9 protein-coding genes are annotated in these 12,346 nt (G+C 63.1%); 3 read left to right on the top strand and 6 right to left on the bottom strand.

The window, feature by feature from the left end:
- Nucleotides 1-369: 369 nt before the first annotated feature.
- From AC1D11_RS08925 to AC1D11_RS08915, 3 genes are read left to right on the top strand one after another with little or no spacing between them, the layout of a single operon-like run.
- Nucleotides 370-3,228 (top strand): DUF349 domain-containing protein, encoded by a 2,859-nt coding sequence (locus AC1D11_RS08925; protein WP_477647693.1) that lies wholly within the window; start codon nucleotides 370-372, stop codon nucleotides 3,226-3,228.
- Nucleotides 3,225-4,013, top strand: coding sequence for a PAQR family membrane homeostasis protein TrhA (gene trhA, locus AC1D11_RS08920; protein ID WP_477647692.1), 789 nt, complete (start codon nucleotides 3,225-3,227; stop codon nucleotides 4,011-4,013). The genes AC1D11_RS08925 and trhA overlap by 4 nt, the downstream gene beginning before the upstream one ends.
- 27 nt (nucleotides 4,014-4,040) lie before the next feature.
- On the top strand, nucleotides 4,041-7,040 hold the full coding sequence (locus AC1D11_RS08915) for a class I SAM-dependent DNA methyltransferase (RefSeq protein WP_477647691.1): 3,000 nt from the start codon (nucleotides 4,041-4,043) through the stop codon (nucleotides 7,038-7,040).
- A 99-nt stretch (nucleotides 7,041-7,139) separates the two neighbouring features.
- On the opposite strand, the gene AC1D11_RS08910 is transcribed toward AC1D11_RS08915, so the two are convergent.
- The 6 genes from AC1D11_RS08910 to AC1D11_RS08885 form a co-directional block, all read right to left on the bottom strand.
- Nucleotides 7,140-8,318: an ankyrin repeat domain-containing protein gene (locus tag AC1D11_RS08910; protein ID WP_477647690.1), complete on the bottom strand. Its 1,179-nt coding sequence runs from the start codon at nucleotides 8,316-8,318 to the stop codon at nucleotides 7,140-7,142.
- Nucleotides 8,315-8,911, bottom strand: coding sequence for a sigma-70 family RNA polymerase sigma factor (locus tag AC1D11_RS08905; protein WP_477647689.1), 597 nt, complete (start codon nucleotides 8,909-8,911; stop codon nucleotides 8,315-8,317). The genes AC1D11_RS08910 and AC1D11_RS08905 overlap by 4 nt, the downstream gene beginning before the upstream one ends.
- A gap of 155 nt (nucleotides 8,912-9,066) precedes the next feature.
- Nucleotides 9,067-9,978, bottom strand: a complete 912-nt coding sequence (locus AC1D11_RS08900; RefSeq protein WP_477647688.1) for a hypothetical protein — start codon at nucleotides 9,976-9,978, stop codon at nucleotides 9,067-9,069.
- 202 nt (nucleotides 9,979-10,180) lie between these two features.
- The gene (locus AC1D11_RS08895) at nucleotides 10,181-10,948 is read right to left on the bottom strand and encodes a M90 family metallopeptidase (protein WP_477647687.1); all 768 of its coding nucleotides are present in this window, start codon (nucleotides 10,946-10,948) and stop codon (nucleotides 10,181-10,183) included.
- Nucleotides 10,949-10,985: 37 nt separating this feature from the next.
- Complete coding sequence (locus AC1D11_RS08890) at nucleotides 10,986-11,762, bottom strand: UDP-2,3-diacylglucosamine diphosphatase (RefSeq protein ID WP_477647731.1); 777 nt, start codon at nucleotides 11,760-11,762, stop codon at nucleotides 10,986-10,988.
- A gap of 63 nt (nucleotides 11,763-11,825) precedes the next feature.
- Nucleotides 11,826-12,335, bottom strand: a complete 510-nt coding sequence (locus AC1D11_RS08885; protein ID WP_477647686.1) for a peptidylprolyl isomerase — start codon at nucleotides 12,333-12,335, stop codon at nucleotides 11,826-11,828.
- Nucleotides 12,336-12,346 lie beyond the last annotated feature (11 nt).

Here is a 12,346-nt window from a genome sequence, read left to right as displayed (position 1 = left end):
CATGCAAGGGGCTGGGGCGCCGAATCGCCCGATTTCACCCCAACCCGAAGGGCAGGCATTTTTTCGGGCGGTCTGCTGCGTTGCGGCGCTTGCCAATAGCGGGCTATTGGCAGCGCACCGCGCCTTGCATCCCATCCCGAAAAAATACCTGCGTGGCCCCAAATAGATCATGAACAGGCTCTTAAAACAGCGAAAATAGCGTCAGTGCTTTATTGATAAAGCTTTTATGGGGCCTTTGGGCCTGGGCGCGCAACACGGGTTGCGGCGCCCGCCCCCCATCCAATCCAACACCCGCTGCCGCCCGCAAAGTCCCCCATTCCCCGGGGAGCCTTGCGGCTGGGGGCACTTATTTTTTGACCTTGCGTTCCCATGTTTAAATCTTCCAAACCTGAAACCCCCGCCGTGAAAACGCCCACCACCAAGCAGGCTGAAGCCCATCCGCTGGACGGCCTGACCGGCGGCGCTTTCTCTGCGCCCACATCCGGTGAACGCACGGCGCGCATCCGCACCTGGCTGGCCACCGAGCCCAGCGCCGAGCAGATGGCCGAGGTCTACAAGGACCTGGCCAACCGCGACAAGGGCGCCGCCAAGCCGCTGAAAGAAAAGCTCGACGAACTCAAGCGCAGCAAGGGCCAGGAAGCCGTGGCCGCCGAATGGGCTGAAAAAGCCCAGGCGCTGCTGGCTGTGCCCAAGCTCAACCTGGCCGACGCCCTGGCCTGGCAGCGTGACGCCGCCAAGGCCGGTGCACCGCTGTCCAAAGAACCTTTGGCGGGCCTCAAGGTCCAGCTGGCCGACCGCGTCAAGACGATTGAAGACCTGCAGCACCGCACCCAGGTGCAGCGCGAAGCCGCCGTGCTGCTGGCCCAGCGCACCGAAGTGCTGTCGCTCAAGCCCTGGCGTGATGCCGAAACCGCCCTCGAATCCCTGCGCGGCGACGTCACGCATTGGCAGTCGCAAGCCGATGACATCACGCACGACGCCAACTGGGCCAGTGTGGACGCCAAGTTCCCTCCACTGCTCGACGCATCTCGCGCGCAGTTGCTCGCCGTGTGGGAAGCCTTCCAGGGCGCCCTTGCGCAGGCCCAGAAAGCCGCTGAAGATGCGGCCGCGCCTCTGCCCGCCGTGCCCGTGTGGGCCGACGAGCTGCGCGCCGCGCGCGGCCTGCCGCCTGCAGTGAGCGAGCAAGCTGCCCGCGCACCCAAGGCCAAAATCGATCCGGCCGTGCTCAAAGACATGCGCGAAAAATCGTCCGCCATCGTGCAGGAAGCACTGGCGCGGCTTGAGCATGAAGTGGGTGAAGGCCATGGCAAGGCCACGCCCAAGGTCGCCGCTGATTTGCGCCAGGCTTTGAAAGAGAACATCCGCAACATCGACAGCAAGCTTGAAACCGCAGCGCACGCCGCATTGACAGCCGCCGGTGAACTCGAAGGCTGGCAGCGCTGGCGCGCCGACCAGATCCGCGAAGAACTCGTCGTGAAAGCAGAAGCCCTGGTGGCCAAGCCGCTGGGCGGGCGCAAGCAGCAGGAAGCCCTGCGCGCCATGCGCGAACAATGGAAGACCAGCGACCAGGGTGGCACGCCCAACCACGCGCTGTGGAAACGTTTTGACGATGCCTGCAATGAAGCGCACAAGGTCGTTGAAGCCTGGCTCGAGAAAGTGAAAGAACAAAGCGAAACCGTCAAGGCCGAACGCAAGCTGCTGATTGATGAAGTGCTGGCCTGGGCCGAAGCCAACAAGGGCAATACCGACTGGAAGCACCACATTCGCAGCCTCAATGGCTTTGTCGAAAAATGGCGTGAAGCCGGCCATCTGGGTGAAAAGGCGTTTGCCGAAATCCAGCCGCAGTGGAAAGCCGCGATGGATGCCGCAGACGCTCCGCTGACCGCTGCGCGCCATGACAGCATTGCGCGCCGCAAGGCCATGATTGAAGAAGCCAATGTGCTGGGCGCCGAGCCGATGCTGCGTATCGACGCCGTCAAGTCGCTGCAACAGCGTTGGCAGCATGAAGCGCAAGGCGTGCCCATCGAGCGCAAGCAAGAGCAAAAGATGTGGGACGCTTTCCGCAAACCCATCGACGACGCCTTCCAGCGCAAGACCGCCGAACGCGAAAAAGCCGCCGCGGCGCTGGGCGAATACGACCGCATGGTGCTGGACGCCTCCAAGGCCGTTGAAGCCGCCACCGCCAGCGGTGATGTGCAGAAAATCCACGCGGCTGCCAAGGCGCTGGAAGCCATCGTGCGTGGGCAAGTGCCTGTGCCCGCACCGGCGCCAGCACCTGTTGCGGCCCCGGCAACGCCATCGGTTGAAGCTGCACTGGCTGAGGCCAACGCCACCCCTGTTGCAAAGGAAAACGAGGCTGCAGCCCAGGCAGAACCTGCGCAAGCAGCTACCGAAAACGTAGCAGATGCACCCGCTGTGACGGAAGCTGCCAGCGAAGCGGCGGCCACCGAATTTGCCGAAGCAGGCGAGCCGGCCAGTGCACCCGCTGAGCCCGCACCCGCACCGAAACCCGCACCCAAGCCCGTGATCGCACGGCGCGGCGACGACCGCCCGGGCATGAAGAAACCCGAGCCTGCAGCGGCCGGGCGCGGCGGAAAGTTTGGCGACCGCAAGGATTCGCGCCCGGGCAGCAAGCCCGGCGGCCCGCGCCAAAGCACCGACAACAAGTTCGAGCCTTACCGGGAAAGCCGTGACGACCGCGGCCCGCGCGGTAATGATCGGGGAGACCGTGGCGACCGCAGTGCACGCCCCGCCTTCGAAGAGCGCGGCCCACGCCTGGGCGACGCTGCCTTCCGTGCCCAGCGCGAAGCCTTTGAAGCCGCCAACCAGGCGCTCAAGAAACTCGCGATGCAGGCCCACGGTGAGGTGCTCACCAACCTGCTCACCGCCTGGGAAAAGCGCGACCCGGAGCAACTGCCAAGCGCGCAAGACCTCGGCAAGGCTGTGCCGGCTGCCGTGCGCAACCGCTGGGTGCAAGCCGTCAGCACGCCCTCGGGCAAGGATGCCTCCGAAGCGTTGCTGCGCCTGGAAATTGCCGCCGAGCTGCCGACGCCTGCCGAGCACATCAGTGCACGCCGCATGCTGCAACTGCAACTGCTGACCAAACGCAATGCCCCCGCGCCGGCTGAAACCTGGGGTGAAGACACCGCCCAGGTGCTGGCCGCCGACTTTGATGCCGGCAACGCCAGGCGTGTGCAGAACGTGCTGAAGGCATTGCTCAAGCGATGACCGATTCGGCAGGCCCTGACGTAGCTGACGCAGTATTGCGGACGCAGCGCAAGGCCGCCCCAAGCAAGTCCAGCCCCCTCACGTGGGTCGAGGGGCAGCGCACGGCCGAAGGCACACGAAGTGAAAAGCGTGGGGGCCAGGAAGACCGGCAGCAGACGCTGGGCGAGGAAATCGCCAACAGCGTGAGCCACGGTGTTGCGCTGCTCGCCGCGCTGGTGTCGGCGCCTTTCCTCGTCATCGCCAGTGCGCGCGACGGCGATGCGCTTGATGTGGCGGCGGTCTGTGTTTTTGCCGCCACCATGGTGGTGCTGTATTTCACCTCGATGCTGTACCACGCCTTGCCCGCCATCCGGGCCATGCGTGCCAAGCGGGTGTTCCAGGTCCTGGACCACGGCGCCATCTACCTGCTGATTGCCGGCACCTACACGCCGTTCACGCTCGGCGTGTTGCGTGGGCCCTGGGGCTGGACGCTGTTCGGCCTGGTCTGGGCCATGGCGCTGGCCGGTGTGGCGGTCAAGGCCTTTGCGGGCGTGCGCTGGCCACGGCTGTCCACCATCCTCTACCTCGCCATGGGATGGATCGCCGTGATCGCCATCAAGCCGATGCTGGAGCTGATTCCAGGCTGGGGGCTTTTCTGGCTGGTGGCCGGTGGGCTTTTTTACACGCTCGGTGTCGGCTTCTTCGCCACCGATTCACGGCTGCGCTACGGCCACTTTGTGTGGCACCTGTTTGTCGCGGCCGGTACCACTTGCCATTTTGTGGCGGTGCTGTATTTTGCTAACTGAGCGTCTTGGACGTTAAGCTTGGCAAATATGACGCCCCAGAATTTCATCCAAAAATGGGGCCCCGGCGGTCCGGCCTTCTACCTCAACGAAGAGCAGGGCGCGCAAAGCCACTTCATTGATCTGTGTGAACTGCTCGGCGTGCCAAAGCCCGGCAGCGAGGCCGGCTACGTATTCGAGAAGCAGACCTTGGTGCTGGGCGAGGCACGAGGCTATGCCGATGTCTTCAAGAGTGGCGCCTTCGCCTGGGAGAACAAGGCGCCCGGTAAAAATCTTGATGCTGCACTTAAACAGTTGCTCAGCTACAGCCTGGCGCTGAGCAACCCGCCGATTCTGGTCGTGTGCGACCGCTTGACGATTCGGATTCACACCCAATTCACCGGTCACCCGACCGAAACCTTTAATGTTCCGCTGTCTGAACTGGACCAGCCCGACAAGCGCGCCCTGCTACGCCGCATCTGGACGGATCCTGAGAGTTTCAGGCCCAAGAAAACCAGCCGCGACATCACCGAAGCCGCCGCCAAAAGTTTTGCCACGCTGGCAGACGGCCTGCGCAAGCGTGGCCCCGCTAAAGAAGACCAGCCATTGGAGATGCAGGCCCATGCGGATGAAGTGGCGCACTTCCTCACGCAGTGCCTGTTCTGCTTTTTTGCCGAAGACGTGGGCCTGCTGCCCGGCCGCATGTTTGAAGGTCTGGTGAACAACCGCCAGCTCACCAGTGACAAGCTCACCACCGGCCTGCGCAACCTGTTCACTGTCATGCGCGACGGCGGCCTCTACGGCAATGACGATATTCCGTGGTTCAACGGCGGTCTGTTCAAAAAGATCAAGGTGCCGACGCTTACAGTGCTCGACACGACCGAGCTGCGAAATGCCGCTGCGCTGAACTGGAGCGCGATCGACGTGTCCATCTTCGGCACGTTGTTTGAACGCGGTCTGGACCCCAGTAAACGAAGCCAGCTTGGCGCCCACTACACCGATCCGGCCACCATCATGCGCATCGTGGTGCCTGTGCTCCAGCGGCCGCTGCTACAAATTTGGGATCAAACGGCGCAGAAGATGCGAGTGTTGTTGGGCAAAAGCAAAAGAAAAGGAGACGCCAACTACAAGGCGGCCCTGGTGCAATTTGTCGGCTGGCTGGACCAGCTCAAAAACTACCGTGTGCTGGACCCGGCTTGCGGTAGTGGCAATTTTTTGTTCCTTGGCCTGAAGACGCTCAAAGATATTGAACTCAAGAGCCACCTTGAAGCCCACGAGCTGGGTTTGGAGCGCGAGACCGACCTGGTGACCGGCCCGCACAACATGCTGGGCATCGAGCTCAACGAATACGCCGCTGAGCTGGCGCGGGTGACGGTGTGGATAGGCGAGCTGCAGTGGCGCCTGCTGCACGGCTATGAGTTCAAGACCAACCCGGTGCTGGAGCCGCTGGATCACATCGAGTGCCGTGATGCGATTTTGACTTATCAAGCCGATCGGAGTGGGGCTGTTGAAGCCGTGTGGCCGACTGCGAGTGTGGTGATTGGCAATCCACCATTTCTAGGCGACAAGAAGATGCGCGCCGAATTGGGCAGCGACTATACCGAAACGCTGCGCGCCATTTACAAAGGCAGTGTGCCGGGCGGTGCGGATCTTGTCTGTTACTGGTTTGAAAAGGCGCGAAAAGCGATTGAGACGAATGGTTTGGGCGCAGCGGGGCTGGTGGCGACGAACAGCATTCGCGGGGGCAAGAATCGCGCGGTGCTGAGTGCGATCGTCAAGACCACGCGTATTTATGAGGCGTGGAGTGACGAAGGGTGGGTTAATGAAGGAGCTGCGGTGCGAGTATCGCTGGTGGCGTTTGGACGTGCTGATCAGATACCTTGGCTCGATGGCGTAGACGTCAAATCTATCGGTGCTGATTTGACGGCGACCGATCATTGGGATAGTCATACTTCGGCCAAAAAACTGATCAGTAATCTGACGGGTTGTCTTCTCGGTGTTCAGCAGAATGGACCTTTTACGGTGGATGGTCTTACTGCTCGCAAGTGGCTTTCGCAACCTTCGCTTGGATCAAAAATTTCTTCAGTATTAACACCGTGGAGTAACGGTAAAGACATCGCGGATCGATCATCAGATACTTGGATCATTGACTTTGGTCTAGTGATGTCCGAAGCTGAAGCTGCTTTAGTAGAGCTGCCGTTTAAATACCTGACTGAAAACGTCAAGGCGATGAGGCTCGCGGGCAGGCGCGAGAGCAGAAAAAAGTATTGGTGGCGCCTTGGTGAGCCATCCCCTGCGCTTCGACGCGCTCTTAAACCGCTATCTAAGTTCCTCGCCACACCTCGCGTGTCTAAATATCGCGTATGGACTTATCTTCCAGTCGCTGTCTTGCCGGATATCCAAGTAGTTGTCGTCGCCCGCGCCGACGACACCACATTCGGCATCCTGCACAGCCGCTTCCACGAACTCTGGTCGCTGCGCATGGGCACCTCGCTGGAAGACCGACCGCGCTACACCCCTACCACTTGCTTCGAGACCTTCCCTTTCCCCGAAGGCCTGACCCCCGCCGACACTGCGCATCAGCAAACCGAAGCCATCGAAGGCGGCGCGCTGATTCCTTCCGGCCTTCCAGCGGGAAACAGGCCTCCAGCCCTGACGGCGCGTGCGCCAGCAGCTATGGATAAGATAGCGACGCGTACAGTGGCCGAAGCCATCGCCCGCGCCGCCAAGCGTCTGAATGACCTGCGCGAAGCCTGGCTGAATCCGCCCGAGTGGACGCAGCGTGTGCCCGAGGTGATTCCACTGGGCATGAGCGTCAGTCCGTATCCCGACCGCATCTTGCCCAAAGACGGATTCGAAAAAGAGTTGGCTGAACGCACGCTGACCAAGCTCTATAACCAGCGTCCAGCCTGGCTGGATGCGGTGCACAAAGAGTTGGACCTGGCGGTGGCTGCCGCTTACGGCTGGTCTGACTACTCCGCCGACATGCCCGACGAGGAAATCCTCAAAAGGCTGCTGGCGTTGAACCTGCAGCGTTCTTCAGCAGTTTGATTTGTTATTGCTATTGAATTGATAGCTGCTTGCGCCCGATAGTATTGGGCTGCAAGCCGATTTGCTTTGTAAGTCCGCGGCGCAGTGCTGTTCCGGCGCTCAGGAAGCCGCTTCAATCAGGCGGGCAATCCCGTCAAAGCCAAGCCGCCGTGCGTGCTGCAGTGCGTTGAGTCCTTCCTGATCCACCAGCGCCGGGTTGGCCCCGGCTGCCAGCAGGCGTTGAACCACGGCGGTATGGCCCTGCATGACGGCCAGGATCAGCGGTGTGCGGCCTGCCGTATCGGCTGCATTGACGGGTGCGCCTTGCCGGAGCAGGCGTTCCAGCAGCTCCAGGCGTCCTGCACGGGCAGCGTCCTGCAGAGCCCCGGCCAGACGGTTGGGCCCGGCGCCTGCTTCTGCACGCGGTGCGCGGTATTGCAGGGCACTTTCCTGCTTTTGTGGAGGCGCTACGGCGCGTGCTGCAGGCGCGGCGGGCGCTGCTGCGGCAGGCGCCGCAGGTGCGGGGCGTACAGCCGGCGCCGCTGCGGCCATATCAGCCTGCGCTGGTGGCGCCGAGAGCGATCCGGCCGCGGCGCCTGCCATGCGTGGCGCTTGAGAGGACTGCGCATTTTCCTGGATGGCGGCGGCAGGCGCGGGCGCGGCAACGGGCGCTGGTGCGGGAGGCGGCGCGGCTGGAGGGGCTGCGGCAGCCGGTGCTGGCGCGGCTTCAGCTTCAGCTTCTCTTTGCCGCGCAACGGGTTCAGCCACCGGGGGCGAGGCCACTGCTTTGTCCTGCGCCGCAGGAGCCGGTGATTTCGAGGCCGGCTTCGCAATGTCGGCAGATCGCTTTTTGGCGTCGGCCTCGGGGGCGGGTACTTGCCGTGCCACCGGAGCGGGAGCCGCAGCCATCGATGGCGAAGGCGCCGGTGCCGGAGGTGAAGCTCGCGATGATGACGATGAAGGTGTTGTGGCGCTGGGCTGGCCAAACGCCAGTTCTTTTTCCTCGTCGGTGCCGCGGTCAAATTGCAGCACCAGTAACCCGGTCAGGCCGGCCAGCGCAAAGCCCGCCAGCGCGGAGATTTTCCAGCGCGACTGGTTGGCTGCCGGGCGCTGCGCTGCATCGGTGTTGGCGACAGCTTGCGGCGCACCGGCCTGCTTGCCGGCTTCGATCACCATCTGCGCGTGGGCGCGCACGGCGTCGCGCACATGCGCGCCGGGGCGGCGTGTATCGTCTGCGCTGGCCTCCCGGTAGCGCTGCAGCAGCTCGTCGCTGTGCGTGCTGTGTTCAGGCTCTGTCATGCAAACTCCTGTAGCTGCTGGCGCAGGCTGTTGCGGGCATAGCGCAGGCGGCTCTTGGCGGTTTCAAAACTGACGCCGGTCGCGGTGGCGATGTCTTCCACGCTCATGCCGGCTTCGGCTTGCAGCAGGAAGGCTTCGCGCTGTTCGCGGGGCAAGCGTTCGACCGCGGCAATCAGCGCGGCTGCCTGCTCGCGCGACTGCAGCTGCCGCACCGGGCCAAAGCCCGAGTCGGCCGCCAGCGTGTCGCCAAGGCCCAGGCCTTCTTCATCGTCGCCGCGTCCATCGATGCTGACATGCTGCTTTGCCGTGCGGAAGTAATCGACCATCCGGTTATGCGCCATGGTGAACAGCCACGTTTTGAACTTCGCCGTCACCGTATAGGTGGCGGCACTGCGGGCCACGGCAAACCAGACATCCTGCAGCAGGTCGTCGGCCACCGCCTGCACCCGCACACTGCGAAACACATAGCGCCACACGCCCAGTTCATGCCGCGCATACAGCACGTCAAAAGCCGCCATGTCGCCGGCCGCATAACGCAGCATCAGCGATTCGTCGCTGTCTTCGTCGTCGGCTGTTGTCATGGCGCTGGGCATGCGCCAGATTATCACTGCGCAGAACATGACAGGCAGTGAGCGACCGCAGGAGACTCTTCAACCAAGCATGAGCCGTGGAACCGGCTTTGCCGGGCCACAGGCGGGCGGCCCCCCCGGGGGGCAGGAAGCTACACGAAGTGAGCGACCGTGGGGGCTCAATACCGTGGAGGGTCAGGCACATAAGACGGGTTTCCTGACTGTGGGAACGGATCAGGGATGGGGTTGCGCGCCACGGGTTCGCGGATCACGCCGCTGGCGATCAGGTTCTCGCGGCTGTCGTAGCGGATGCGGATGACCTCGTTGGGCTGTGTTTGCAGGCGCGCGAAGGTGGTCTGCGATACGAGAGAGTTTTCCCGCGCGCCGTGGCCTGTGCCGAGCTTGGCGGCAGGCAGGGATGTAGATGGCAGCCTTCTAACCCGGTCTTCGGCCGAGGCAGAAGCTTCCGCGCTGCCGCTGGCCCGGTCGGCCAGCGCGGATTTTCCGGCGGTGGATGATTCCGCCAAAGGTGCCGGTGAGGCTGACGAAGGCGAAGGGGCGTTTCGAAAGCCCAGCGACGCATCGGCTTCGCGTTCCTTGCGGCTGGAATAGGCGGGTGCCTGGGCAACCGGCTCGGGAGCCTGCTCCCTGAAGAGCGCCACACCGATCACACCGACGTTGCCGGGCCTGCCGGTGCGGCCGGCGTAAGAATCGCCAAGTGCCGAAAATTCGAATGCGGCGACTTCGCTGCTGCTTTTGCGCCAGCCGGTGACCTGGTACTGCTGCCAGGGTGAAAACACATAACCGGTCTGGTCCCAGGCTGCGGTTTCGCCGCTCAGCACGTTCACGCCGTCGACGGCGGTCACGGCCAGTACCCGTTCACCGAGCTTGTTGCGCACGGCGATGGCGTATTTGGCGCCGTACTGGCCGGCCACCCAGTACTCGCCGCGGTGGTGGTACAGCGGCAGTGTGGCGCCGGTGTTGCGGTCAATCACGGTCACATCGGCCAGCCGGCCGACGGCCTGCGCGGGCAGGGCGGCCATGGTGAGGATGGCCAGCAGGATGGAAGAGGCAAGAAGTGGGGTTTTCAAGTTGAGCTCCGGAAAGTGGTGGAGCCCATTGAAACGAAGGGGCGAGGGAAATGGGGTTAAGCCGGCCGAAAAGAGCCAAATCGGGTCAGCCGTTTGCTATGTATTTGATAGCAGCTTGCGCCCGTAAATATTGGGTTCAGGGGCGATTTGTCTCGAAAAAAGTCAGCGCGGCGCACCAGGCGACCGGACAGCCGCCTTGGACTCATTTCGGCATGAAAAACTTGTCGAACAGCACGGTCAGGGGCGCGAAGTCCTGTGTGAAGCGTGTGCGGTTCACAAAATAGGCTTCGCACGCCACGGCAAAAAATTCGGCCGGTGACCTGGCGCCGTAGCTGTCCAGCCATGGCGGCTCGGCGCCGAAGCGTGTAGCCATGGCGACTTTTTCGCAGAACCCGTCGTAAGCCGGCTGCATGACCGCATGCCAGGACATATGGGCACTGCGCGTGGGCAAGGGCGGGCAGCCGTCTGCGACGCCGTCACGCATGTCGATCTTGTGGATGAATTCGTGAATTACCACGTTGTGGCCGTGCTCGGCCGATTCGCCCGCGCCGGCCACGTCCTGCCAGCTCAGGGTGACGGGGCCACCCTGCATGGCTTCGCCCAGCAGTTCTTCGCTGTAGTGGTGCACCACGCCGGCCTGGTCGGTGACCTGGCGGCGCGCCAGCATGGCGCCAGGGTGAACCACGATGCCCTTGAAATCGTCGTACCAGCGCAGGCCCAGGTGCAACACCGGCAGGCAGGCCTGTGCGGCAATCGCGACCGCCATTTCATCGGTGACCTTCAGGCCGTGTGCGCCGGTGAATTCCTTTTGCTTCAGGAATTTGTCGGTCAGTGCGTTCAGCTCCTGCAGCTCGGCGACCGGCCGCCGGGCCAGAAAGGGGAACTGCAGCAGGGTGTCCATCCACAGGGTTTCCGGGATGGTTTTGGCTGGGGCTTTGGAGCCGCCAAGTGTTCGTAACCAGTTCAGCATGAGATGAAGGTTGTGGTTAAGCGAAATGAAACAAGGGTCAGCACAGCGTAATCCGTTGCAGCCCGCCCGCGGTCAGGCGCAGCACTTCCGCGCGCGGCGCCGGGGCGCCCAGGTCCCAGTCGCTGAGTACCACGCGCGACAGGCCGCCGCCCAGGTCATGCACGGCAGGCTTGTGCGTATGGCCATGAATCAGCGTGCGGGAACTGGCCGCCTGCAGCCACTGGCGCGCGGCCTGGGTGTCGACGTCGGCATATTGTGCGCCGGACTTCTTGCGCGCTTCGCTTTGCTCGCGCAGCCCGCGCGCAATCGCCTGGCGTTCGGCCAGCGGCCTGGCCAGGAAGGTGCGTTGCCATTCGGGGCTGCGGACCTGGCTGCGAAAGTTCATGTAGTCGACATCGTCCAGGCACAAGGCGTCACCATGCGACAGCAGCCAGCGCCGCCCGGTGCCGGCGGGAAAAACCAGCACGGTCGGGTCTGCCAGTAGAGTGGCGTTGCACAGGTCCATCAGGGCCTGGCCCACCAGGAAGTCACGGTTGCCGTGCATGAAAAACAGGGCCAGCCGGCTGGCGGCATTGCCCATGGCCTGCACGCAACGCGCGTCAAAGCCGGCGGCAGGGTCCAGCAGGTCGCCGTCCACGGCGTCATCGCCGACCCAGACTTCAAACAGGTCGCCCAGTATGAAGACCGCGTCGGCCGGCGTTGTTTCAAGGTAGTGCTGCCAGGCCGCGAAGGTAGCGGGCTCCGAGACCTGCAAGTGCAGGTCGGAAATGAAATCGACCGTGCGCCACACGGGCGGAGCCGGTAGCTCTGCCATGGGGGGCACGGCCTGGGGTTTGTTCACCGGTTGGATTTCGGCAAGCGCGGCCCGAAAGGGCACTCAGGCCACTGCAACGGCTTTTTGGATGATCACGTCTTCCATCGGAACGTCGTCGTGGAAGCCCTTGCGGCCGGTCTTGACGGCCTTGATCTTGTCGACGACATCGGCGCCGGCAACCACCTTGCCGAACACGGCGTAACCCCAGCCCGATGCGTTCGGCGCGGTGTGGTTCAGGAAGCCGTTGTCGGCCACGTTGATGAAGAATTGCGAGCTGGCCGAGTGCGGTGCGTTGGTACGCGCCATGGCCACGGTGTAGTTGTCGTTCTTCAGGCCGTTGTTGGCTTCGTTCTCGATTTCGCCATCGGTTGGCTTTTGTTTCATGCCCGGCTCAAAGCCGCCGCCCTGCACCATGAAGCCCGGGATCACGCGGTGAAACACCGTGTTGGCGTAATGGCCCTTGTTCACATAGTTCAGGAAGTTGGCAACGGTCTTGGGTGCCTTGGCGGCGTCCAGTTCCAGCGTGATGACGCCGTATTCGGCAATATGCAGTTCGACTTTGGGGTTGCTCATGGTGGTGTCCT

The sequence above is a fragment of the Polaromonas sp. P1_E11 genome, assembly GCF_056405995.1.
This window is presented reverse-complemented; position numbering and strand designations above follow the sequence as displayed.

Bases quoted from the DNA above. Each gene is read 5' to 3' on its own strand.
- AC1D11_RS08885 (WP_477647686.1), bottom strand. From the start codon at position 12,335: ATGAGCAACCCCAAAGTCGAACTGCATATTGCCGAATACGGCGTCATC.
- AC1D11_RS08910 (WP_477647690.1), bottom strand. From the start codon at position 8,318: ATGACAGAGCCTGAACACAGCACGCACAGCGACGAGCTGCTGCAGCGC.
- AC1D11_RS08895 (WP_477647687.1), bottom strand. From the start codon at position 10,948: ATGCTGAACTGGTTACGAACACTTGGCGGCTCCAAAGCCCCAGCCAAA.
- trhA (WP_477647692.1), top strand. From the start codon at position 3,225: ATGACCGATTCGGCAGGCCCTGACGTAGCTGACGCAGTATTGCGGACG.
- AC1D11_RS08925 (WP_477647693.1), top strand. From the start codon at position 370: ATGTTTAAATCTTCCAAACCTGAAACCCCCGCCGTGAAAACGCCCACC.
- AC1D11_RS08905 (WP_477647689.1), bottom strand. From the start codon at position 8,911: ATGCCCAGCGCCATGACAACAGCCGACGACGAAGACAGCGACGAATCG.
- AC1D11_RS08915 (WP_477647691.1), top strand. From the start codon at position 4,041: ATGACGCCCCAGAATTTCATCCAAAAATGGGGCCCCGGCGGTCCGGCC.
- AC1D11_RS08890 (WP_477647731.1), bottom strand. From the start codon at position 11,762: ATGGCAGAGCTACCGGCTCCGCCCGTGTGGCGCACGGTCGATTTCATT.